This window comes from Bacillus sp. FSL L8-0193 (genome assembly GCF_037976065.1).
In the GTDB taxonomy this organism is placed as follows: Bacteria; Bacillota; Bacilli; order Bacillales; family Bacillaceae; genus Bacillus; species Bacillus paralicheniformis.
Genome location: NZ_CP150261.1, coordinates 1,918,834 through 1,942,003 on the forward strand (window position 1 = coordinate 1,918,834; position 23,170 = coordinate 1,942,003).

The window sequence follows — 23,170 nt, forward strand, 5'->3', positions numbered from 1 at the left end:
GTCAAATACCGGTAGACTTTAAGCAGGATAAAAAAAGGAGGTATTTTTTATGGCTAGACATCATTTTTACCTTCAGGCAGACTGGCCTGGAAAACGTAACGACATCGGAAGGATTGAAAGCGGGAATTTAAAAACAGAAATTTCAATTCCAAAGGAAATGGACGGTCCGGGGGCAGGGACAAACCCTGACGAAATGCTGCTCGGCGCCGCTGCGACTTGCTATATCATCACGCTTGCAGCCATGATGGAAAGAAGCGGATTGGAAAAAGAGAGCCTGACGATGGAATCCGAGGCTGTTGTCGATGTGACAGGCGGGGTGTTTACGTACGAAAAAATCATTCACAGACCTCTGATCCGCCTTCCGAAAGAAGCGGCGGAAAAAGAGGTACAACTTGCCGAAAGACTGGCTGAAAAGGCGGAGACATCCTGTATGATATCAAGGGCGGTTCAGGGCAATGTCGCCATTGAATTAGACCCAAAGATTGTCGTCTCCAAAGCGGATTAGATTTCGATCGTGAGCTGAGCCTTTTGGTCTGCGGCGTCAGCATGCTTTGAATTGAGCAAAAAGACGCCGCAGATGATCAATACAAGCCCAATAAGAGTTTTGAGATTGAATGGCTCCTGAAATATAAAATACCCGATCGCAGCTGTCAAAGCCGTCCCGGTGCCGGCCCAAGTCGCATAAGCCGCAGATAAAGGCAGTGTTTTTAATGAAAAGCTCAGAAACGTAAAAGAAGCCGCAAAACCGATCATGACACCGGCCGCGGGCAGGGGGGCGCTAAAGCCTTCTGACAGCTTCAGCATCGTGCTTCCGAATACTTCGGACAAAATGGCAGCCGCCAAAAAGATCATGCCTTTCATGACATTCTCCTCCTTATGACAGATTGATCAGGACAACGCCTGACACGAGACAAATAATGCCGGCGATATTTCGCCGGTTCAGCTTTTCTTGAAACCACAAGACGCCGATGATTGCAGTCAGTACGGTGCCCGCTCCGCTCCAAGTCGCATAGGAGAGGCTTAGCGGGATGACCTGCAATGTGAGCGACATCATGTAAAATGCGAGACCGTAGCCGATCACTACGAGAACCGACGGCCGCCAGCGCGCGAACCCGTCAGATATTTTCAGCATGGCGGCTGCCGCCGCTTCTGACAAGATGGCGATCATTAGAAAAATGTAGCCTGCAATCATATGAAATCCTCCTCTATCAATGTTATTCCATGATTCAAAAGGAGAGCTTTCTCTTCGTCAGCCAGCAGTTCCAATTGAAACAAAAGACTTTGACCATTTGCCAGCGCTCTTTTCACACAACTCACGCTGCGGTTTAAGACATGCTGCCGCAGCAAGGGCGCTTGTACAAAGTTAGTTTTCATTCGAATATCAAAAAACGCAGCCCATAAACGATCTTAAAGTGTTAAAGGTGTATTTCGCAATCGTCATGAGGCCGCTTCAAAGATTTCTTCTTTTTTAGACATAAAAAAAACCCGTATTACTAACCGGTTGGTAAAATCCATCTTAATTGATGCAAAAGTTCTAAGTCAAGAAAAAAGTTATGTAAAAAGGCCCCTGGAAGAGCCTTTATCTGTCAGAAAAAAGGATAGTAAGGATACGGCGGATACGGATATCCCCAAGGGCCGAGAAGCGCTCCGGCAGTAAGTCCGCCCAAAAAACCTCCGAAGAAGGGGCCCGGACCGAAAAACGGACGCGGGCCGAAAAACGGGCGCCCAAAAGGTCCGCCAAAGAAAGGTCTGCCGATGATGCGCTGGTTGTCGTCGCCATATACAGGAGCGTGCTCGAAATGATTCATAAAAAAATCCCTCCAATAATAAAATGAAACCTGACTAACATCACTGTATTCTGCCCAGCCGTTTTTGCTTGGGCGCCCGTCGTATTTTTTAGTGAAGCCGCCCTTAAAAAGGAGTGAATGAAACATGCTGTATCAGTCGGATTGGTCAAAAGCGCCTCCCCATGCCCACGCTTACAGGGCGAGAACATCGACTGCCAATGGCCATTACCACCTAATTGAAGGCTTTTCCCAGCCGGCAAACGGGAGCAATACAGATGGGCACGTTCATTTTTATTCCGGCATCACTTCTTTCGATAAGGGACATTATCACAGGTATTACGCGATTACGGGGCCCGCGATTCCGCGGGCGGACGGCACGCATTATCATGAAATCGGGGGCACGACCTATCTGGCATATTCTGCGGCTCCCCCGATCAGATTTGGCGGAGTCGTGTATGTAAGCGATGGAATAAAGGAGAGGCACCGGCATACTTTTAAGGGTTCCACAAGAGAAATCGTGGGGAATGAGCCGATAGGGTGGTGAGGGAATGTTTGGAAAGCAATGAAAACGGGTAAAATGAAATGGGTGTTTTTGAACGTGAAATGGTATAATGGGAGGAGCTTGTTTAAAGAGAGTGATCAGCAGTGAATAAAACGAAACCGCCGGTCATCGTTTTGATCGGACCGACCGCTGTCGGTAAAACAAAATTAAGCGTGATGCTGGCCGAGCATTTGAATGCGGAAATTATCAGCGGAGATTCGATGCAGATTTACAAAAGAATGGATATCGGCACAGCAAAAATTAAAGAAGAAGAAATGAACGGGGTTCCGCATCACTTGATCGATATTAAAGAACCGACGGAATCTTTCTCGGTTGCTGAATATCAGGAGATCGTCAGACAAAAAATCGCAGAGATTGGCAGGCGAGGGAAGCTTCCGATGATTGTGGGGGGGACAGGGCTCTATATCCAGTCTGTCCTTTACGACTATTCATTCACAGAGGAAGCGGGCGACCCTGAGTTCCGAGGGGAGATGGAGGCGCTCTCTGACAAGAGAGGAGCCGAATATGTTCACTGTCTATTGAAAGAGCGCGATCCCGGAGCGGCAAAAGCCATTCATCCAAACAATAAACGAAGGGTCATCAGGGCGCTTGAAATTTTCCATACGACAGGAAAAACGATGTCTGAACATATTGAAGGACAGCGGAAAGAGCTTTTATACACCACGGCTCTCATCGGTTTGACGATGGAGCGGGAAGTGCTGTATGACAGGATCAACAGCCGCGTAGACCAGATGATGGATGAGGGGCTGCTGAATGAAGTGAAACAGCTTTATGATGAAAACATAAGAAATTGCCAGTCTGTTCAGGCCATCGGGTACAAAGAGCTTTATGCGTACCTTGAAGGCAGAGCGTCCTTGGAAGAGGCGGTTGAGACGTTGAAGCGGAATTCGAGACGCTACGCCAAAAGACAGCTGACATGGTTCAGAAATCAAATGGATGTCGCCTGGTATGACATGACGCCCCCTGTCAATATCAAGCAGAAAAAACAGGAAATTTTCACTTACATAGCAGGAAAGCTCGAACTTTAATCGAAACAGTATGGTATAGAGAAACAAGGAGGACCAGAAACATGAAATCGATAAATATTCAAGATCAGTTTTTGAATCAGATTCGGAAAGAAAGTACATTTGTCACGGTCTTTTTACTGAATGGATTTCAGCTGCGCGGACAAGTAAAAGGATTTGACAACTTTACAGTGTTGATTGAATCGGAAGGAAAGCAGCAGCTTATATACAAACATGCCATTTCCACATTTGCACCGCAAAAAAACGTTCAACTCGAACTCGAATAGCGATTTACGGCTAAAAGACCATGCCTGGCATGGTCTTTTCAGATTGCCTGACAAAATCCTGAAACAGTTTACTGTTTTGGGATTTTGTCGTTTTCGAGGCGACTTTACAATCAACTGCGGCCGTTGCCGGTCCGAGCAGTAGTCTGGGAATAAAAGGAACGGCGGCTAATTGCCGGACATCCTGTCTAAAACGCCGCCGTCATCACGTCCTGTGAAAGACCGAGGCATTCAAATTTACAAAGCGGCATCTAATCGCTAAACTAAGTAGTGTTTACATCAATTCAGTTTGAAAATGAAAAGGAATGAGCGAACAATGAAACCAAAGATCGTCATCAACCATTGGGAAGAGACGTGTGAAGATGATTCCTGCTATGAATACGGCACAAGTATTCTCGTCAACGGAAAAGAACTTGTCAGGGAAGCGTCGATCATGACGGCTGTTCAGTCGGTTCTTAAGGAACTCGGCATCGAAGCCGATATTAAAGAGGTATGCGAGAACAAGTGCTGTGACACTTACAAAAAATAAGCGAAAAAGTCTAGTCTACTAACTCAATTTTTTTCGTGTTATGATAGATTTCGGTTTGTGAGTAGGATGAGCGAACGGCTCTCATTCTACTCATATTTCTTTGGCCTTAGGCCTCCTAAGCTGAAGCAAATTGTGAACTTTCATCAACCTGAGCACAATATATTGTGTTTTCTTGAATGATAGTATACTATATATTGTGTAAGGTTCGAGTTGAAAGACTCGGAAACAATTTTACTAGGTCGTGATAATGATGATTCAGATCGTATTTGATTCAAAAACGGGAAACGTTCAGCGCTTTGTGGATAAGACGCCTTTTCGCAATAAACGGAAAGTCAGCACAGAGGAGTATCTAGACGAACCGTTTGTTTTGATCACGTACACGACAGGGTTTGGGGAAGTTCCGAAAACGACTGAGATGTTTCTTGAGAAAAACGCCCATCTTCTTTTGGGAGTTGCGGCAAGCGGAAACAGAGTGTGGGGAGACAATTTTGCGAAAAGCGCAGAAAAAATCTCGAAGCAGTATCAGGTTCCGATTCTCGGCAAATTTGAGCTCAGCGGGACGGCCAAAGACGTTGAACTGTTTACTCAGGAGGTAGAAAGAATTGTCACAAAATCAAGTGCCAAAATGGATCCAGTTAAACAATGAGATCATGATCCAAAAAGACGGGAAATTCCAGTTTGATAAAGATAAAGAAGCTGTACATAGTTATTTTGTAGACTATATCAACCAAAATACGGTATTTTTCCATGATCTGAAAGAGAAAATCGATTACTTAATCAAGAATGACTACTATGAAGAAGAGTTTTTAAGCCGCTACACGTTCGAAGAAATCAAGGAAGTGTTCAAAGAGGCTTACGCTAAAAAATTCAGATTCCCGTCCTTTATGAGCGCTTTTAAGTTTTACAATGACTATGCGCTGAAGACAAACGACAAGAAAAAAATTCTTGAACGCTATGAAGACAGAATCTCTATCGTAGCTTTATTTTTTGCAAACGGGGATAAGGAGAAGGCGAAGGAATTCGTCAGAATGATGATCAACCAGGAGTATCAGCCAAGCACGCCGACGTTCTTAAATGCCGGCCGCAAACGCCGCGGAGAGCTGGTCAGCTGCTTCCTCTTGGAAGTCAATGATTCCTTGAACGACATCTCGAGAGCGATTGATATTTCAATGCAGCTCTCAAAGCTAGGCGGAGGCGTATCGTTGAACCTTTCAAAACTGCGTGCGAAAGGCGAAGCGATCAAAGACGTCGAAAACGCGACAAAAGGCGTTGTCGGCGTGATGAAGCTTCTTGACAACGCATTCCGTTACGCTGATCAGATGGGACAAAGACAAGGCTCAGGGGCTGCATACTTAAACATTTTCCACCGCGACATCAACGATTTCCTCGATACGAAGAAGATTTCCGCTGATGAGGATGTCCGGGTGAAAACATTGTCCATCGGAGTCGTCATTCCAGATAAATTCATCGAGCTTGCAAGAGAGGATAAAGCGGCATACGTATTCTATCCGCACACCGTTTATAAAGCGTACGGCGAGCACCTCGATGAAATGGACATGAACGAGATGTACGACCGGCTTGTGGAAGATCCGCGCGTCAAAAAAGAAAAAATCCACCCGCGCAAGATGCTCGAAAAGCTTGCGATGTTAAGATCGGAATCAGGATATCCGTACATTATGTTCCAGGACAATGTCAACAACGCGCATGCGAACAATCATATTTCCAAGGTTAAATTTTCCAACCTTTGCTCAGAGGTGCTTCAGGCTTCACAGGTTTCTTCATACACAGACTACGGTCAAGAAGATGAGATCGGCCTTGACATCTCCTGCAACCTTGGTTCATTGAACATATTGAACGTCATGAAAAACAAATCGCTTGAGCAGACGGTTAAGCTTGCAACCGATTCGCTGACGCACGTTTCTGAAACGACGAACATCACGAACGCACCGGCGGTCAAAAAAGCGAACAAAGCGATGAAATCCATCGGCCTTGGAGCGATGAACCTGCACGGATTCCTGGCACAGAACAATATCGCCTACGAAAGTGAGGAAGCGAGGGACTTCGCGAACACTTTCTTTATGATGATGAACTTTTACTCGATTGAACGGTCTGCCGAAATCGCCAAAGAAAAAGGTGAGACGTACCATAACTACGAAGGGTCGGCTTACGCAACGGGTGAATACTTCGAAAAGTATGTTACACAAGATTTCTCGCCTAAATTCGAAAAAGTGGCCAAGCTTTTTGAAGGCATGCACATCCCGACAAAAGAAGACTGGGAACAGCTGAAACAGTTTGTCAAAGAACACGGATTGTACCACAGCTACAGACTGTGCATCGCACCGACCGGGTCCATTTCATATGTACAGTCAAGCACGGCATCAGTCATGCCGATCATGGAGCGGATTGAAGAAAGAACCTACGGCAACTCCAAGACGTACTATCCGATGCCTGGACTTGCGCCGAGCAACTGGTTCTACTATAAAGAAGCTTATGATATGGACATGTTCAGAGTTGTCGACATGATCTCGACGATTCAGCAGCACGTTGACCAAGGCATAAGCTTTACATTGTTCCTGAAAGATACAATGACGACACGCGATCTGAACCGGATCGATCTTTATGCCCACCATAAAGGAATCAAAACACTTTACTATGCAAGAACGAAGGATACAGGGCAAGAAGGCTGCCTTTCTTGTGTCGTTTGATTAAAGGAGAGTATGCGAAAGTGACGAAAATTTATGATGCAGCAAACTGGTCAAAGCATGAAGATGATTTTACCCAAATGTTTTACAACCAAAATGTGAAGCAATTTTGGCTTCCGGAAGAGATTGCGCTTAATGGAGACCTTCTGACATGGAAGTACTTGGGTAAAAATGAACAGGACACATACATGAAGGTGCTCGCGGGGCTGACGCTTCTCGATACAGAGCAGGGGAACACGGGAATGCCCCTTGTCGCTGAGCATGTAGAAGGGCATCAGCGCAAAGCGGTGCTGAACTTCATGGCGATGATGGAAAACGCGGTCCACGCCAAGTCCTATTCAAACATTTTCATGACGCTTGCCCCGACAGAGACGATCAACGAAGTCTTTGAATGGGTTAAACAAAACAAATATTTGCAGAAAAAAGCTCAGGTCATTGTCGGACTCTATGAGAAAATCCGCCAGGGCGATAAAATTTCGCTGTTTAAAGCGATGGTCGCATCTGTTTATTTAGAAAGCTTCCTGTTCTACAGCGGCTTCTACTACCCGCTTTATTTTTACGGACAGGGCAAGCTGATGCAAAGCGGCGAAATCATCAACCTGATCTTGCGGGACGAAGCGATTCACGGCGTCTATGTCGGCCTGCTCGCTCAGGAGATTTACAATCAGCAGACACCTGAGAAAAAAGAAGAGCTGTACGCGTTTGCCATTGATCTATTGAAAGAGCTTTATGAAAATGAGCTTGAATATACAGAAGATCTGTACGACCAGGTCGGCCTTTCACACGACGTGAAGAAGTTCATCCGCTATAATGCCAACAAAGCGCTGATGAACCTTGGCTTTGAAGCTTATTTTGAAGAAGAAGAGATCAATCCGATCGTGTTGAACGGGTTGAATACGAAAACGAAGTCACACGACTTCTTCTCAATGAAAGGAAACGGCTATAAAAAAGCAACAGTTGAACCGATAAGAGACGACGATTTTTACTTTGACGATAAGTAAGCCGGCCGGGCTAAAAGGGCGCATCCGCGCCCAAGCCCCGCCTTTCAGTTATAGATACACGGCAAAATGAGAGCAGAACGAATCTGCTCTTTTCACTTTGAGGAGGAAACGGATACAATGGGAAAAATGGATGAAATCATTCTCGTGGTCCCGCGGGAAAACGTATTTGCAAATGAAACGCTGACCTTCCAAGGCGTCAACAGCGACGGTGAGAAGGTTGGGAAGATCATGGCGCATATTGAACAGCACTTCAGTGAAATGAGAAGGGGAGACGCCGAAGAAGATCCTGCGTTTAAACAGCCGATCCCTTATGTTGTCATCAAAAGAGACGACGAAATATTTGTATACGAGCGGCTCGAAGGGGGAGGGGAAGCGCGGCTTCACAACAAGCTGTCACTCGGCTTCGGCGGCCACATGAACTTTGCCGAAGGGCTTGATTTTTCCGGTATTCTGAAGTTAAACACAGACCGTGAACTTGATGAAGAGCTTCTGATTGAGGAATCAGATAAAGAAAAAATGGTGACGCTCGGACTGATTAATGATGATGAAAACAGCGTCGGAAAAGTACATATCGGAATCCTTTCAGCGCTTGAATTAAAACCGGGCGCACACGTTGAAGTTAAAGAAAAGGAGCAGATTGCCGGCCGATGGATGAAAGCCAGTGATCTGAGAGATAAAAGCGTCTATGACAGACTTGAATCTTGGTCACAGTTTGTCGTTGATATCTTAGTTTAAATTGGAAAACTCGCTGATTCAGCGAGTTTTCTTTTCGTATTGGACCGGTTTCCATTGAAAAAGTGAGCCCTGCTTTTCAATTAACCCGAAACCAGGGTAGGGGAAATGACACCCGTGGAGCAGGACCTGTCCGTTATAAGCCTGCCGGGCCAGCAGTCTTCTTGTCTTTTCTCCCTCTTTAGGGTCATGCTCAAGCGAAACCCGCAGCTTTGGATTGGAAATGCTTTCGGGAATGTGAAATACGTCATTGGTGATCTGACAGACCCCGTCTTTTGTCTGTAATTCAATAGTCAAGTGTCCAGGTGTATGTCTAGGCGTATGGATCAGCTTCAGTCCGGGAAGCAGTTCGGTATCTTCTGTCAGCAGCTTCAGAAGCGGCCGGACAGCGGAGAGAATGCGAAACTGTTCAGAGGCAGGCGTTTGTTTTGCGTACAGCCATTCTGCTTCACTGATCAGATGAACAGCGTTTGGAAAAGCGGGTTTCCCGTTATTCAGAAGACCTCCCGTATGATCTAAATGACTGTGTGACAAAATGACATAGTCTATGGAATCAGGCTTAATTCCCGCCTGTGTCAGGTGATGAATCAAGTGCCCGCTTTCTTGTCCGCCTGTTTCGCCAAATCCCGTATCAATCAGTATCCGTTTTTCGTTCGTTTCCAGGCAGATAAAGTTCAGCGCTACTTCAAATTCTTCAGGATAATGTTCTGCTTCATGGGGGTCTCCTCCCGCCAAAAAGAAATCCCTTGAAACTCGAAATGCTCCATCAGATAAAATTGTCATGTGAAAAGAATCGAGTTGAATGCGGTCTGGCTCCTTCATAATAAACCCTTCCCCCTTTGCGTTTGGATCTGTCTCTTTATTAGAAGAGGCAGTTTCATTGTGTCTTTTCATTTGCGGTGAGCTTCTTGATCGGTTATTATTAAATCGTAATTATTACGATTTAATAACGGAAGTATAACTAAATCCGTTTGTTCTTTCAACCAAAATAAACTGTTTAAAAGGGAAGGAGCATCATTTCATGCCGAAACTGGAAGAGCTGTATCGGTCCGTCATTATGGATCATGCAAGATACAGGCGAAATTTTCGAAAAATCGATAAACACAGCGCGTATTACGTCCATTACAAAAATCCAACATGCGGTGATGTGATGACTTTGTTTATCGACATTAAAAATGAAAAGATCGAAGACGCAGCTTTTATCGGAGATGGGTGCAGCATCAGCATGGCTTCCTCATCAATCATGACTGAACTGATAAAAGGAAAGACGTTAAAAGAAGCCGGGCTAATGCGTGAAGCGATGGAAAATATGATTAGAAAAGGAAAAGAACCGGTAGAGGATCTGCTGGGAGATGCCGTTTCCCTGATTGGCGTCCATCCGTTGCGGGCCCGTCATAACTGTGCCCTGATGCCTTGGCAGGCGCTCGATCGGATCAAGGAGAACGTTTATTAAATGAACATCACATCTAAAGCACTCCGGTTCTAAGGCCGCCGGGCAAAGAATATCGGAAGATTCAAGGGAAAAAAGGGGCAGTGACGAAAGAGGTATGGAAAACGAAACGAATGTAAAGCAGGAAGCAATGGCGCAGCTTAAACGGAAAGGCATTCGAATGACGCCGCAGCGGCTGGCTATCTACCATTATTTTTTAGCCAACAGGAACCACCCCACAATAGCTGAAATTCAACAATCATTGAGGGAGATATATCCTGCCGTCAGTACAGCGACGATATACAACACCATCCGCTATTTTAAACAAGAGGGCCTTATAAAAGAAATGGGGTTTACCGATCCGCTTCGTTTTGATTTGGCTCTAGAGGAACATGATCATGTCATATGCGAAGTATGCGGGAAGATCGTCGATTTTCATTGTCCGCAACTGGAGAAAGTAAAAGACATTGCGGCACGGCTGACCGGATTTAAAGTGACACATCACCGATTGGAACTGTACGGCATCTGCAACGATTGCCAGGCGAAAAGAAAATACGCCGCTAAAGAGAAAGGGATTAGATAAAAAATTTGGTTGTGCATAAAACCAAAATCCGATATATTGGTTTTATGATGAAAAATAACATTAAACGAATCAAACGAATTTCGCTTCGGGAAGAAGTGTATCAAACGCTGAAGCGCACCATCGTATATTTGGAACTAAAGCCGGGGGAGCGCTTGCATGATCAGGAGCTTGCAGAGCAGTTTGGCATTAGCCGCACACCTGTCAGGGAGGCGCTCAAACGCCTGGAAGATGAAGGACTTGTTGAAACCGTTCCGGGTTCAGCAACACGTGTAGCACCGTTAAATCGCGAGGAAGCTGAACACGCTTTTACAGTCACTGCAGCACTGCATGCGCTGGCTGTCAAGCTGTCGTTTCCTTTTTTAACGGATTCAGACCTTGATCAACTGGAGAGGCATAATAAAACGTTGCAGCAAGCGATTCAAAAAGAAGACATTATCGAAGCAATCGAATCGGATGCTGCTTTTCATGAGGTGTTTTTACAAGCATCAAAAAACCCGGAAATTACCCGGGCATTGGAGAGAATTTCTTCAAAAATTTACCGCCTTGAGATGTCGCAGTTTTCCTCGATCGGCAGCTTGAAATCTGTCGAACAGCATCAGAACATCATCGATGCCTGCAGACAGGGGGATCGGAATGCGGCCATCAAGCTTGCCGAGGAAAACTGGCTCAGTCTCGGAGACCGATTGGCCGGACATCAGGAAAAGGAGTGAGGGGATTGTGAGGCCGATTATACTGGGCGTTTTTGCAGCCCTCTTTTTTGCTTTTACATTCGTTTTAAACAGGGCGATGGAGCTTGAAGGGGGAAGCTGGATCTGGAGCGCATCGCTAAGATTTATCTTTATGGCGCCTCTTTTATTTGTCATTGTTTGGCTGAGGGGGAACGTAAAAGAACTTTTTCAGGAAATCAAAAAAGCACCGGGCATTTGGCTGAGATGGAGCATCGTCGGCTTCGGTCTCTTTTATGCGCCGCTCTGTTTTGCGGCGGCTTACGGGCCGGGCTGGCTGATTGCAGGAACATGGCAAATCACGATTATTTCCGGCTCCCTTTTGGCGCCGCTTTTTTACGAAACCATCCAAACAAAAACAGGTCCCGTACAGATGAGGGGCAAAATTCCCTATAAAGGGCTGGCGATGTCGTTGATCATTTTAATCGGGGTGGCGCTGATGCAGGCTGAGCATGCGGCACAGCTTTCTTTGCATGAGATGCTGCTGTGCGTCGTGCCGGTTATGTTGGCTTCATTTGCATATCCGCCTGGGAACAGAAAAATGATGGAAGCATGCGCCGGGCGCCTTGATGCTTATCAGCGGGTATTGGGGATGACGTTGGCAAGCCTTCCGTTTTGGCTGATCCTCTCACTGTACGGGCTGGCATCGGCGGGTGCGCCCAGCCGGGGACAAGTCATTCAGTCAGGTTTGGTGGCTGTCTTTTCCGGAATATGCGCAACTGTGCTGTTCTTTGCCGCAACCGATCTTGTAAAAGGGGATATGCGAAAATTAGGGGCTGTCGAGGCCACACAATCGTTTGAAGTGCTGTTTGCTGCCGCTGGTGAAATTTTGCTTCTTTCAAGTCCGCTTCCTGGTGCCATCTCATGGAGCGGCATGGCACTTGTGATTATCGGAATGGTGTTGAACAGCCATGCATCGAATCAAACGCAAAAGCCGGCGATTCAAAGTAAAGCTGCAAAAGCATAAAAAAAGCCTGCGATCTATACGAGACAGATCGCGGGCTTTTCTTGATGATTGTCCCTATTCCTGGTAAATGAAAGCGTCAAATCCGGCGTTTTTGGCTTGCTGAACGAGCGCTTCGGCATTTTCTTTGGAAGAAAAAGCGCCAATTTGCACTTTGTAAAGGCTGTCCCTGTAAATCACAAGGGCATCAAACCCTTTCGCTTCCGCTTGAGCGGCAAGCGAATCGGCATTGGCTTTGGTCCTGAAAGCGCCGATCTGCACTTTATAGAGAGCTGCTGCGTTTTTGGAAAGGTTAAATGCCCTTGCGAGTCCGTTGGCGTGGCCTCTGGCAATGGATTGAATAAACGCGGAAGACTTCAGTTTCTCGGCGTCGCTTGTATTGTCTACAAAGCCATTTTCCGTAAGGAGTGCGGGCATGGCTGTTTCTCTAAGAACATGAAAATTGGCCGTTTTCTTGCCGCGATCCCTGAAATCGACAACTTTTAAAATCTCTTCATGCATGATATCCCGATAGGTGGTGGTAGGTGCGCCGACGCCGGGATAAATGTAATCCTCGAAACCTGTCCCGCCCCCGGCATTCATGTGAATCGATAGAAAGTAGTCCGCTCCCCAGCTGTTCGCGGCGTTCGTGCGTTGCGTCAGACTGACGGTTTGGTCGCTTGTCCTGCTCAACAGGACTGAAACATTTTGATATTCATTCAGCAGCATGTTTCTTAAAGCCAAGGCGGTTTGCAATGTTAACTGTTTTTCTTGCAAACCATTAGCTGAAGCACCTGTATCAGTCCCGCCATGGCCGGGATCGATAAAAATTTTTACCACAAGACATCACCTCAATAGACAGTCTATGAACAGATGGACATGAAGGGTTGTACGAACGTCATAAGATTGCGGAATTTTGTAAATATTCAACTTATTATAGAGCGTCACATTCTCTTCAGGCAAGAGGTTGCATTTTTAATGTTTTTATCATATAATTCAATTACGCTGCATTGTACGTAATGATAATTAAGTTTTAACCTTTAAGCTGTAATAGGGAGTTTTATATCGGAACCGGAATGTCATGCCTTCCTCGAAAGGACGACAGGAACGTTTCTGCAGACACCCACTTTGAGGAGTGTGGTTTAAAACTTTCTTACTTGCATACGGCAATTGCAGCACTTCACTTAAGTCATTTGAATAAAATGGCTTTTTTTATTTGCTTAAAATTGGTTTACTGTAAATGTTTTATGTAAACTAAATTGCTGTAAATAAAGGGCGGTGTCCGCCCTTTTATTCATTTTAAAGGTAGAAGGTGCAAAAATGACTGGCATCAAAAATGCTGAATGATGATAATTCCCGTGATCATCAGGACAATTCCCAGCATGCGCTGCACATTTAAGCGGTGTTTGGGGGTACCGAACCAGCCAAAATGATCGATGATGAGGGCGATGATCATTTGGCCGCTTAAAGCCAAAACAACAGTAAGTGACGCTCCGACAATCGGCAAAAGCAAAATATTGGATGTGATAAAGATGACGCCAAGTATTCCGCCAGTCCAGAGCCACCAAGGGCTGCCCGTGATAAAGGTTTTTGCTGTATGTAAATTGTTTAAATGAAATAACCGCCGATGTTCAATGATCGACGTAAGAAAGAGAAGAATGACCATTCCAACCAAAAACGAAATAAGTGAAGCGATAAAAGGTGATTGGAGAGCATTTCTCAGCTCTGAATTAATAGATGTTTGAATCGGTGATGCCATTCCGGCAAAAAGCCCGAGCATCATGTAAAGAAAAACGTTCATAGTGTTGTTTTTCATCGGTGATGAACTCCCTTGCTATTAATATTTTTTGATAATGAAAACCCCGGAGATGATGAACAAAATGCCGATGATTCTAGGAAAGTTTAATTCATGAACGGGAATATGAAACCATCCGAAGTGATCGATGGCCAGAGCCATCACCATCTGCCCAAGCAAAGTGACGACAACTGTCAGTGCTGATCCAAGACGCGGAAGCAACAAAATATTTGAAGTTAAATAAAAAACGCCTAAACATCCGCCTCCAATGAGGATCCACAAGGGGATGGAAGGGAGAAGTCCGATGATAGACAAAAAATGGCGCTCTGTCACTAAGGCGACAATGACCAGGATAAGCGTACCGGCAAAAAAAGATATGGCCGCCGCCCCGTAAGGAGACCCGATCTTCATGCCTAGCCGTGAATTAATTGAGGTTTGAACAGGAATGGCCATTCCGGCCAAAATCCCGGCTATAAGTATTAAAATGATCATATTTTTAAAAACTCCTTTTTGCCGTAATTGGAACGATTATTTCAAAGCTGAAAGTCTTGTTGTTTTTGAGGGACACTTTGTATTTTGGCGAAAAGGAGTTCATGATGCAAGTGCTGATTGATGAAAAGAATTCAAAATTTGCAGCTTTGTATCTATATCATGTTTTTCTTTTTTGAAAATCATGTTTCAAGAAGATTTTGAGATTCAATAAGGTGATGTAGCGATAAAAAAACCAAAGAGGACTCCGGCTGAGTTCTCTTTGGTTTTTGTAAGTCCGGTTCCTCGTGTTCAAAGCCGTAAAATCTCTCCATAAAAAGTAAGTTGGAATCCCGGCAAAATTCAGCTCATCCAAATCGTACAAGCAATTTTCATGAAAGAAGAATTGTTAAACTGAAAAAAGTCCTATAAACTACAAGTAATATTTTGTTAGGGGGTGGGAACGTGTTCAACGAAAGAGAGGCGCTCCGATTAAGACTGGAACAACTGAACAATGCCGAGATACAAGCCATACGCGAACTCCAAAATGAGCGGAAAGACATTTATTCCAGGCTGCGGGAATTAGATTGTCAAAAAGTTTCATCATCACATCATAAAAAAACGTTATTAGAATTAGTCGATGAAACTGTAAATCTCTTGAAAAAATAAACCAAAAGCCGTTTGATCCAGTGGCCGTGAGAGGGATGAAAGAATGAAATAGAGGTTTTGCTTTGCTCATATTTTGTAATTGCGCGAAAAATGGAAAGGTTAGCAACTTGACTAGGAAAAGAACATTGTATAAGATTATTCTTACAAATCCAATAGGAATAACGGCCCTAAAACTGACTGACTTGTCAATCGAGATTCAGGGTAAGGAGGAAAACACTTGGGAAATACGGATACAAGAGAGGAATTGCTACATATCGCGCTTGAGATTTTTGCTACGAAAGGATATCATGCGACAAAAATATCAGACATCGTAAAACAGGCTGGCGTTGCACAGGGAACTTTTTACTGGCACTTCAAAAGCAAAGAAGAAATCGCCAAGGAAATCATAGACAAGGGGAAAGAAAACCTTCTTGCAGCCATTCATCAAGGCTACAGGCAGACGTTTGCTCTTACAGATGATATGATCCAATCCACGACAGCCCTTATGAAAAGAATTTTTACGTTTGCACAGGAGAACCGAAACTTAATGACGTTTTTATTAGTCAAGGGACAAGGCGCCGATCCGGAAATCAGGGAGGCAATCGAAGAGGCGCTGATCAGTGTTGAACAAGCATTTAAAAAGAACATCCAAAGGGCTACAGAGCTTGGCATGCTAAATTCCTCCCATAATACTGATCTGCAGGCCACCATGTTAACAAGTCTTGTGTTGGGCACACTATCAAAATGGCTGTTTGGACCAAAGCATGATCTGAATTATGTCCCTAAGTTTTCAGTTGATGAAATGACTGAAGAATTGGTTCATTTTGAATTTTTCGGGCTGATAGGCCAAAGGAGGAATTAAATTTGTCTATTATTCAAAAAACAAATGGAGAGTTTGGGATTTTTCATGAAGCCGGTATGCAGGCCAAGGGGTCTTTCACTCCGAATTCAGACGGCCTTTCGCCGATTGAGCTGTTGGAAGCTTCATTAGGGATGTGTATCACCATTTCTTTGCAAAGGATGTTTGAAAGGGACGGCATAGAAGTGCAGGAGGATGAATTTTCAGTTTCTGTTTCCGCTGCTAAAGCGCCCGATGGCCCGTCCCGTGTTGAAAAATGTACGGTTAGCGTCAAATTGCCCGAGCATCTTCCGACCGACTATAAAAAGAAATTAATCACCTCTGCTGAAAGGGCATGTACAATCGGCAATACGTTAAAACGAGGGGTAACGATTGATACGAATATGGTGTAACAACCTACATGATGAAACGAAGGAGCATGAAAATGGAAAACAACAGTAAAAAACCTTCCTATACAAATGCTGATGATTTTGCTGTTACATCAGTGCCTGAAAATAAGAGAAAATCGATTTTTAACATTACGATTACAAGCTGTGCCTGGATTATCTCATTGTCGACGATTGTGACTGGAGGAGCGCTGATCCAGGGATTGAATTTTGCGCACGCCGTTTTGGCTGCCGTCTTAGGGATGCTGATTCTTGCGGTCTATGGCTTTTTTCAAGGTGTAATGGGTGCAAAATACGGAATATCGACAACCGTTCTTGCCCGTCAGGCTTTTGGACGCTACGGATCGGGCCTTTTTGGAATCGTCTTGGCGCTGACGCTGGGAATCGGCTGGTTTGGCTGGCAGGTTGCTTTTTTCGGCACGACCATTTCTGAAATGTTTCCGGGTGTTTGGCTTGCGAAGCCTGAAGTCGCCATCGTTTGGGGCGGTATTTTAATGATCCTTACCGCTTTTATAGGATATCGCGGACTTGCCGCTTTAAGCTTTATCGCTGTACCTTTAGTCGTCATCTTTTCTATATGGGGCATTGTGAGTGCTGTCAATTATTCTGGAAGCTGGCATAACTTGCTGACGTTTCATCCGACAGGGGACCCTATGACGATATTTGGCGGAATTACAATCGTAGTTGGAAATGCTGCATTGGGTGCGGTTGTTTTTCCTGATGTGACGAGATATGCAAAAGGAGCGGTTTCAGGAGGAATAGGTGCGTCTGTCGGTTATTTCCTTGGAGGTGTTTTCTGTCTTGTTGCAGGAGCGGCAATGGCCATTGCTGCGAATGTTCCGGATATCGGGTCAACACCGAATATTCCTGCCGCGATGAGCAAGCTCGGACTTGGATTTTTGGCATTTTTCATCATCGTTTTTGCACAGTGGACGACGAATGATAACAATTTGTATACCGGATCTCTGGGGCTTCGCAATGTTGTGAATATTCCTAAGAAAGCACTTGTGGCGATCATGGGCGTGATCGGCATCATGATTGCATTATTAGGTGTCCAGAATATGTTTGTGCCATTCTTAACATTTTTAGGTTTGTATGTTCCGCCGATCGCAGGCGTGATGATCGCAGATCATTGGATCACAGCACCTGTCATCAAGAAAAAACAATATCGATTCGGGGCTGGAACAACTTATTCGAAGCTGAATGTTGCGGCGATTCTTTCGGTGATCATCGGGGGTTTTACCGCTTCAAAGGTAACATTCGGCATCGGACCGATTAACTCTACTGTACTTGCATTTTTGATTTATATCGTTTTTACATTTATTTTCACAAAATTAAATCTCCGTTACGAAATCGGAGAAGCGACAGAGGAATCGTCTGGTTTTTAAGCGGATAAGGAGGAAAGGTTTTCAATGATGAATGAAAAAAAACAATGGGTATTTGGAATTGATGTCGGCGGGACGTTTACAGATTTAGTGGCTGTCAACAAGGGAGGGAAAATGGTTTCGACGAAGACGCCTTCAACCCCTGATCAGTCTGATGGTGTCATGAACGGAATTAAAAAAATGGCTGAAATCATCGGAATAGACGTAAAGGACCTGTTAGCCAATAGTCCATTAGTGGTCCATGGAACAACAGTTGCCACTAACGCTTTGCTGGAATATAACGGAGCAAAGGTGGGGCTTCTCACAACGGAAGGCTTTCGGGACGAAATCGAATTCCGCCGCGCGTACAAAGAAAGCGTGTTTTCTCCGCGCTTGGAAGCACCTTATCAAATTGTCCCAAGAAGATATCGTGTGGGGATTCCTGAACGACTGGATCATACAGGAAATGTCGTAACTGAGCTTGATGAAGAAGCCGTCCGCCGGGCAGTCCGAGGGTTTATCCAAGAGGGGATCGAGGCGATTGCTGTATGCTTTCTGTTCAGCTTCATGAATCCATCGCACGAAGTCCGCGTTAAAGAGATTATTCAAGAGGAAGCTCCCGGCATGTTTGTATCGTTATCGTATGAAGTGCTGCCGCAGATTCGGGAATTTGAACGGGTGAGCACGACCATTGTCAACGCGTTTACCGGCCCTTCCATGCAAAGCTACTTGAACCATCTTGACGAACGGCTTCGCGAAGACGGATTTGCCGGAGAACTGTTTGTCATGCAATCTAACGGCGGGGTCCAAAATGTCATTCAAAGCGGAAAATTTGCCGCAGGAGGCCTTCTCTCAGGTCCAGCCGGAGGAGTGACGGCTGCTTCCTTTATCGGAGAAAAATCGGGCTACGAGAACGTCATTACCGTAGACATGGGTGGAACAAGCTACGATGTCTCGGTTATCGAAAAGTTAAATCCGGCGATCACGACTGAGAACTGGATCAGCAGATACCGGGTTGCCTTGCCGATGATGGATATTCACACGATCGGCTCCGGCGGCGGAAGCATCGCCTGGATTGACAGCGGCGGAGCTTTACAAGTCGGCCCGCGAAGCGCAGGCTCCAATCCGGGGCCGGCCTGCTACGGAAGAGGCGGAGAAGAACCGACAGTTACGGACGTGAATGTTTTCTTAGGCTATATTAACCCAGATAACTTTCTAGGCGGAGAAATGAAGCTTGACCGTTCACTGGCTGAAAAGGCGATCCGCACACGAATTGCCGAACCGCTCGGAATATCGACAGTGGAAGCCGCTCTTGCAATCTCACAAATCGTCAATAGCGATATGTCAAATGCAGTCCACTTTGTGACGACACAACGGGGTCATGATCCAAGGAATTTCGCCCTAATGGCTGTCGGCGGCGCCGGAGCCATCCATGCAGGCAAGCAGGCGGAAGACCTCGGCATTAAAACCGTTATTGTTCCGTCCCTTGCCCCGGTCTTCTGTGCGCTCGGCGATGTGGCAGCAAACCTTAAAGTAACGGAGCTCAGGACGCGCTTTGAAAGTCTGAAAAACGTTGACCTGCAAGCGATGAATGCCGATTTTGAAAAGATGGAACAGACGGCCCGCGAAAAACTTGGAGGCCAGTCGGTCACCAATCAATATGAAACCCGCCGCTTTATCGATATGCGCTACGCCGGGGAAGTCCATGAAGTAACCGTACCGGTAAAATCGAGGACGCGGAGGATTACAGAATTGAATCTTGAAGCAACGGCGGCAGATTTCCATGACCTTCATGAAAGAATGTTTGCCCATAAAGATCCCGAGCACGACATTGAAATTTTAAATCTCCGCCTTGACCTGGTTGGCGTCAGAGAGCCGTTAAAGCTTAAAGAGGAGCCGTTTGAGCAGGAGGACCCTTCAAAAGCGAAAACAGGTGAACGCGATATGTATTTTGACATCGAACCGACGAGGACGCCTATTTTCAACGGATCAATGCTTGAGCCGGGCAACTTGATTGTCGGTCCGGCCATCATTGAGCAATGGGGTACGACCATTGTTGTTTATCCGGGACATGAGGCTCTAATCGATTCTTACCGCAACTGTGTCATTGAAGTAAAGCACTCTCAGCAGGCGACTAGAGGTGGAAATGCATGATCCAAGCTCAAATTCTTTATAGCAAGCTGCAATCGATCGGCAGAGAAATCGGGGATAATTTGCAGCGAATCTCCCGTTCCTCTTTGCTTTCGCAAGACCGGGCATTTGCTACAGCGATTTTTACGAATGAGCTGAAAATCGCGGTTCAACATCAATATGAACCTGAACATTTGTTCGCATTAAAAGAAAGCGTGGAAAATCTGTTCGACTATTTTTCATTTGATATCGCAGATGGAGATGTGTTGCTCGTCGCAGATCCATACAGCGGCGGAACGAAAGGACAGTCGCTCACCATGGCGGCGCCGTTATTTCTTGAAGGGGAGCTCGTACTCTTCCCTGCTGTCCGCGCTCAGATGATCGATTTGGCCGGCGAGTATCCGGGCGGATTCCATCCCGATGCATTTGAAGTATGGCAGGAAAATATCAGAATTACACCTGTTAAGCTTTATAAGCAAGGCGTTCTGCAGACCGATATTCTTCGTTTCTTATTATCAAACAGCCGGGTGCCCGCTTCTTTTAAAGCGGATTTGGAAGCCATGTATACATGTTTGCATGGCGCCAAACAGCAATTGAAAACGTTTCTTGGCAGCTACGGCCAGAAAACAGTGACCGAATCGATCGACAGCATGTTTGAATACAGCCGCAAAAGGGTTGAGCACCATGTCTCTTATCTGCCTGAAACAGAAATGAGCGCTGTCCAGGAGTTTGAAGTTTCCGAAGGAAGCAAGAGTACAATTCATGTGCAAATTTCAAAGAAGGACGATGCGGTTGAAATCGATTTGAGCAGATCATCGGCGCAATCCGTAAAGCCGGTTAATTCGCCTGCCGCTTTAACGAAGGCGTTTGCCGTTTGGCCGTTCCTGGCGAGAATTGCCGATGAAATACCGATCAATGAAGGAACGCTTCAACCTTTTCAAACGAAGACGAGGCTGGGTACGATTTTGGATCCGGAATTTCCTGCAGCGACAGCATTAGCTCCAAGCATTACCGGCCATTTCATCGCTGAAGCGGTATATAAAGCCATTCAAAACGGACAAAGCACGAATGAAGAATTTCCGCCGATTTACGGGACAGGTCCGCAGGCCGTTTTTTATCCGGAGCTTGGCGCTGAAGCTGAAACGAAATCAATCGTTTTGGCGCCCGGGTATCCATCAGCTTCAAAAGGCTTCGGGCCGCCTGCTTTATTTGGTCAACGGATGCTTGTCTCTGCAGAGGAATTGGAGCTTTACCACGGTTTTAAAATGGTTTCCCGGGAGTGGACGGACAATGGGGAGGAAATGAAAGTGTCTCTGCTTAACCAGGAGGACGATATTTATTTCAACCTTCTTCTGCCTTTTAGTGAAAGGGGAGAATACGGGTCTCTGTCAAGAACGGGAGATCGTGACGAAATCTTTTATGAAAGCACGGTAAACCAACATGTGAAAAAAGGCGAGCTCCTCGTCTTTACGTACTCTCAAAAGGAGGAGCAGCTATGATTAATCAGGACTTTATTCTATCACAGGTGGTCGGCGGTTCCCTTGATGCGGTTGCCAGGGAAATGAGCGCCACTGTTACGAGAACGGCCCGTTCACCATTGTTTAACGAAGCACACGATTTTACGACGGGCGTCTTTGACCTTTCTGGCAAAAAATCGCGCCTTGTCGCGCAAGCCCCGGGCTGTACGCTGCACCTTTATGCGGTAGTAGGCGCAGTTGACCATTTATTGGACGCTTTTCGGTACGATCTTCATCCCGGAGATATTCTCCTGGTGAATGATCCGTATCATGGAGGCTCGCACAGCCTTGACTGGACAATCGTCATGCCGGTTTTTTATAATCGCAAGCCAATCCTGCTTCCTGCTGTCCGAAGCCATATGGCCGATAATGGAGGACCGGTTGCCGGAGGGTACAATCCGCGCTCAAAAGACATTTGGCATGACGGGCTGCGGATTCCGCCATTAAAAATTTATGAGCGGGGAGAAAAGCGCAGGGATGTATTCGATTTAATTGTTGCAAACAACCGGCTTTCCCATTGGCTTGAAGGCGACTTAAACGCGATGATCGGGGCATGCAAGGTTGCTGCCTCCCGAATCCAAACGATGCTGGATAAGTATGGCGCCGAGAAGGTGATTACGGCCATTGACAACCGGATTCAATATACAGAAAACAGGGTTCGCGATGAAATCACCAGCTGGCCGGACGGCACCTATGTCGGTGAAACATTTGCTGACCACGACTTTCAAGGCAACCGCGATATTAAGGTTCGCGCAACGGTGACCGTCAAAGGCAGCGATCTTCACATTGACTTTACCGGCTCCTCTCCGCAAGTAAAGGGCTTCATCAACAGCCCGCTTTCAAATACGACTTCATTTGCTTTTGTCGGTATTTCGACTTGCTGTGATGAGGATATTCCGATCAATGAAGGATATATGAATCCGGTAACAGTAACTGCGCCTGTAGGAACAGTTGTGAACCCGCAGCTGCCGGCACCGTGCGGACACGCAACTGCGTGCGTAGGAGCAGAAATAGCCGAGGCTGTTCTCCAGGCCATTTCCCAATGTGCGCCAAAACGCGTCGGAGTGAACGCCCATAAGCTTCCTCTCGCTTATTCCCACGGAAAATACGACGACGGGAAGCCGTGGGTGAACCTGAATTTTTACGGCTATACCGGCGGTGCGGGGGCTGCATACGAAACGGACGGATGGGGGCTTTATCCGCCTGTTATGACAGGAGTTATTCTGCCATCTATTGAAATGACTGAAGTTCAATACCCGAGCCGTGTATTAAAGCATGAATATACGAGCGATTTTACGGGAGCAGGCCGATGGAGAGGCACCCCCGGGTTGGATGTTCAGATCCAGCACTTAAAGGAAAGCCGCACAAGCGTCATGATGGCAGGGGTCCGAAATACAACAAAAGGCTTCTGCGGAGCTGGCGATGCACCAAGCAACAAGGTGATCGTCGGGTATGGAACAGACGAAGCCAAAGAGATCGAGGAAACGGCTTTTGAAGTCAAAATGCCTGCGGGCGGCATCATCCAATTTTACCGTGCAGGCGGCGGAGGCTGGGGAAATCCGCTGGAACGTGAACCCGAAAAGGTGCTGGACGACGTCTTCAACGAGTTTGTCAGCATTGAATCAGCATTGCAAGATTACGGTGTCGTGATTGACCCTGAGACACTTACCATTAATGAAATGGAAACAAATCGTGTGCGGGCTTCCCGCCTTTCATAAATAA

27 protein-coding genes and 1 other RNA gene are annotated in these 23,170 nt (G+C 46.0%); 21 read left to right on the forward strand and 7 right to left on the reverse strand.

Annotated elements, in window-relative coordinates:
- Positions 1 to 49 precede the first annotated feature (49 nt).
- Complete coding sequence (locus MHH76_RS09665) at positions 50 to 505, forward strand: OsmC family protein (RefSeq protein ID WP_023857657.1); 456 nt, start codon at positions 50 to 52, stop codon at positions 503 to 505.
- Here MHH76_RS09665 and MHH76_RS09670 read toward each other — a convergent pair.
- The 3 genes from MHH76_RS09670 to MHH76_RS09680 form a co-directional block, all read right to left on the reverse strand.
- Positions 502 to 861, reverse strand: a complete 360-nt coding sequence (locus MHH76_RS09670; RefSeq protein ID WP_023857656.1) for a multidrug efflux SMR transporter — start codon at positions 859 to 861, stop codon at positions 502 to 504. The genes MHH76_RS09665 and MHH76_RS09670 overlap by 4 nt on opposite strands.
- A gap of 13 nt (positions 862 to 874) precedes the next feature.
- Positions 875 to 1,213, reverse strand: a complete 339-nt coding sequence (locus MHH76_RS09675; protein ID WP_075213257.1) for a multidrug efflux SMR transporter — start codon at positions 1,211 to 1,213, stop codon at positions 875 to 877.
- A 373-nt stretch (positions 1,214 to 1,586) separates the two neighbouring features.
- Positions 1,587 to 1,808, reverse strand: a complete 222-nt coding sequence (locus tag MHH76_RS09680) for a hypothetical protein (RefSeq protein ID WP_020451497.1) — start codon at positions 1,806 to 1,808, stop codon at positions 1,587 to 1,589.
- Positions 1,809 to 1,932: 124 nt separating this feature from the next.
- Here MHH76_RS09680 and MHH76_RS09685 point away from each other — a divergent pair, with 124 nt between their 5' ends.
- From MHH76_RS09685 to MHH76_RS09720, 8 genes are all read left to right on the forward strand, one after another.
- Positions 1,933 to 2,331, forward strand: a complete 399-nt coding sequence (locus tag MHH76_RS09685) for a YmaF family protein (RefSeq protein WP_023857653.1) — start codon at positions 1,933 to 1,935, stop codon at positions 2,329 to 2,331.
- 101 nt (positions 2,332 to 2,432) lie between these two features.
- Positions 2,433 to 3,377: a tRNA (adenosine(37)-N6)-dimethylallyltransferase MiaA gene (miaA, locus tag MHH76_RS09690; protein ID WP_023857652.1), complete on the forward strand. Its 945-nt coding sequence runs from the start codon at positions 2,433 to 2,435 to the stop codon at positions 3,375 to 3,377.
- Positions 3,378 to 3,418: 41 nt separating this feature from the next.
- Positions 3,419 to 3,640: an RNA chaperone Hfq gene (hfq, locus tag MHH76_RS09695; protein ID WP_020451500.1), complete on the forward strand. Its 222-nt coding sequence runs from the start codon at positions 3,419 to 3,421 to the stop codon at positions 3,638 to 3,640.
- Between the two features lie 313 nt (positions 3,641 to 3,953).
- A complete protein-coding gene (locus tag MHH76_RS09700; protein ID WP_020451502.1) occupies positions 3,954 to 4,166 on the forward strand; it encodes a hypothetical protein in 213 nt (70 codons plus the stop codon).
- A 250-nt stretch (positions 4,167 to 4,416) separates the two neighbouring features.
- Complete coding sequence (nrdI, locus tag MHH76_RS09705) at positions 4,417 to 4,812, forward strand: class Ib ribonucleoside-diphosphate reductase assembly flavoprotein NrdI (protein ID WP_020451503.1); 396 nt, start codon at positions 4,417 to 4,419, stop codon at positions 4,810 to 4,812.
- On the forward strand, positions 4,769 to 6,871 hold the full coding sequence (nrdE, locus tag MHH76_RS09710; RefSeq protein WP_020451504.1) for a class 1b ribonucleoside-diphosphate reductase subunit alpha: 2,103 nt from the start codon (positions 4,769 to 4,771) through the stop codon (positions 6,869 to 6,871). Before nrdI ends, nrdE begins: the two co-directional genes overlap by 44 nt.
- A gap of 20 nt (positions 6,872 to 6,891) precedes the next feature.
- A complete protein-coding gene (gene nrdF / locus MHH76_RS09715) occupies positions 6,892 to 7,869 on the forward strand; it encodes a class 1b ribonucleoside-diphosphate reductase subunit beta (RefSeq protein WP_020451505.1) in 978 nt (325 codons plus the stop codon).
- 117 nt (positions 7,870 to 7,986) lie between these two features.
- Positions 7,987 to 8,604, forward strand: coding sequence for a hypothetical protein (locus tag MHH76_RS09720; protein WP_023857651.1), 618 nt, complete (start codon positions 7,987 to 7,989; stop codon positions 8,602 to 8,604).
- A gap of 18 nt (positions 8,605 to 8,622) precedes the next feature.
- Here MHH76_RS09720 and MHH76_RS09725 read toward each other — a convergent pair whose 3' ends face one another.
- The gene (locus MHH76_RS09725) at positions 8,623 to 9,495 is read right to left on the reverse strand and encodes an MBL fold metallo-hydrolase (protein ID WP_230588672.1); all 873 of its coding nucleotides are present in this window, start codon (positions 9,493 to 9,495) and stop codon (positions 8,623 to 8,625) included.
- Positions 9,496 to 9,622: 127 nt separating this feature from the next.
- On the opposite strand from MHH76_RS09725, the gene sufU reads away from it, so the two are divergent.
- The 4 genes from sufU (at position 9,623) to MHH76_RS09745 (ending at position 12,305) form a co-directional block, all read left to right on the forward strand.
- Positions 9,623 to 10,054, forward strand: coding sequence for a Fe-S cluster assembly sulfur transfer protein SufU (gene sufU, locus MHH76_RS09730; protein WP_023857649.1), 432 nt, complete (start codon positions 9,623 to 9,625; stop codon positions 10,052 to 10,054).
- Between the two features lie 94 nt (positions 10,055 to 10,148).
- Entirely contained in the window at positions 10,149 to 10,613 is a 465-nt protein-coding gene (locus MHH76_RS09735; RefSeq protein ID WP_043054314.1) for a Fur family transcriptional regulator, read from the forward strand.
- A 44-nt stretch (positions 10,614 to 10,657) separates the two neighbouring features.
- Complete coding sequence (locus MHH76_RS09740) at positions 10,658 to 11,323, forward strand: GntR family transcriptional regulator (RefSeq protein ID WP_043054583.1); 666 nt, start codon at positions 10,658 to 10,660, stop codon at positions 11,321 to 11,323.
- Positions 11,324 to 11,330: 7 nt separating this feature from the next.
- Positions 11,331 to 12,305: a multidrug resistance efflux transporter family protein gene (locus tag MHH76_RS09745; protein WP_043054315.1), complete on the forward strand. Its 975-nt coding sequence runs from the start codon at positions 11,331 to 11,333 to the stop codon at positions 12,303 to 12,305.
- Positions 12,306 to 12,359: 54 nt separating this feature from the next.
- Here the strand turns inward: MHH76_RS09745 and MHH76_RS09750 are convergent, their stop codons facing one another.
- Entirely contained in the window at positions 12,360 to 13,121 is a 762-nt protein-coding gene (locus tag MHH76_RS09750) for an N-acetylmuramoyl-L-alanine amidase (RefSeq protein ID WP_043054316.1), read from the reverse strand.
- Between the two features lie 159 nt (positions 13,122 to 13,280).
- Here MHH76_RS09750 and ssrS point away from each other — a divergent pair.
- Positions 13,281 to 13,464, forward strand: a non-coding RNA gene (gene ssrS / locus MHH76_RS09755) — 6S RNA.
- A gap of 147 nt (positions 13,465 to 13,611) precedes the next feature.
- Here ssrS and MHH76_RS09760 read toward each other — a convergent pair.
- The gene (locus tag MHH76_RS09760; RefSeq protein WP_020451514.1) at positions 13,612 to 14,097 is read right to left on the reverse strand and encodes a DMT family transporter; all 486 of its coding nucleotides are present in this window, start codon (positions 14,095 to 14,097) and stop codon (positions 13,612 to 13,614) included.
- Positions 14,098 to 14,118: 21 nt separating this feature from the next.
- Positions 14,119 to 14,568: a DMT family transporter gene (locus tag MHH76_RS09765; RefSeq protein ID WP_023857645.1), complete on the reverse strand. Its 450-nt coding sequence runs from the start codon at positions 14,566 to 14,568 to the stop codon at positions 14,119 to 14,121.
- A gap of 441 nt (positions 14,569 to 15,009) precedes the next feature.
- Between MHH76_RS09765 and MHH76_RS09770 the strand changes: the two genes are divergently transcribed.
- From MHH76_RS09770 to MHH76_RS09800, 7 genes are all read left to right on the forward strand, one after another.
- Positions 15,010 to 15,213: a hypothetical protein gene (locus tag MHH76_RS09770; RefSeq protein ID WP_043054317.1), complete on the forward strand. Its 204-nt coding sequence runs from the start codon at positions 15,010 to 15,012 to the stop codon at positions 15,211 to 15,213.
- A gap of 217 nt (positions 15,214 to 15,430) precedes the next feature.
- Complete coding sequence (locus tag MHH76_RS09775; protein ID WP_025811499.1) at positions 15,431 to 16,054, forward strand: TetR/AcrR family transcriptional regulator; 624 nt, start codon at positions 15,431 to 15,433, stop codon at positions 16,052 to 16,054.
- A 2-nt stretch (positions 16,055 to 16,056) separates the two neighbouring features.
- A complete protein-coding gene (locus tag MHH76_RS09780; RefSeq protein ID WP_020451518.1) occupies positions 16,057 to 16,443 on the forward strand; it encodes an OsmC family protein in 387 nt (128 codons plus the stop codon).
- 32 nt (positions 16,444 to 16,475) lie between these two features.
- A complete protein-coding gene (locus MHH76_RS09785; protein ID WP_023857642.1) occupies positions 16,476 to 17,825 on the forward strand; it encodes a cytosine permease in 1,350 nt (449 codons plus the stop codon).
- Between the two features lie 27 nt (positions 17,826 to 17,852).
- The gene (locus MHH76_RS09790) at positions 17,853 to 19,955 is read left to right on the forward strand and encodes a hydantoinase/oxoprolinase family protein (RefSeq protein WP_241838247.1); all 2,103 of its coding nucleotides are present in this window, start codon (positions 17,853 to 17,855) and stop codon (positions 19,953 to 19,955) included.
- Positions 19,952 to 21,430 (forward strand): hydantoinase B/oxoprolinase family protein, encoded by a 1,479-nt coding sequence (locus MHH76_RS09795; RefSeq protein ID WP_023857640.1) that lies wholly within the window; start codon positions 19,952 to 19,954, stop codon positions 21,428 to 21,430. The genes MHH76_RS09790 and MHH76_RS09795 overlap by 4 nt, the downstream gene beginning before the upstream one ends.
- Entirely contained in the window at positions 21,427 to 23,166 is a 1,740-nt protein-coding gene (locus MHH76_RS09800) for a hydantoinase B/oxoprolinase family protein (RefSeq protein ID WP_023857639.1), read from the forward strand. Before MHH76_RS09795 ends, MHH76_RS09800 begins: the two co-directional genes overlap by 4 nt.
- Positions 23,167 to 23,170: the final 4 nt, after the last annotated feature.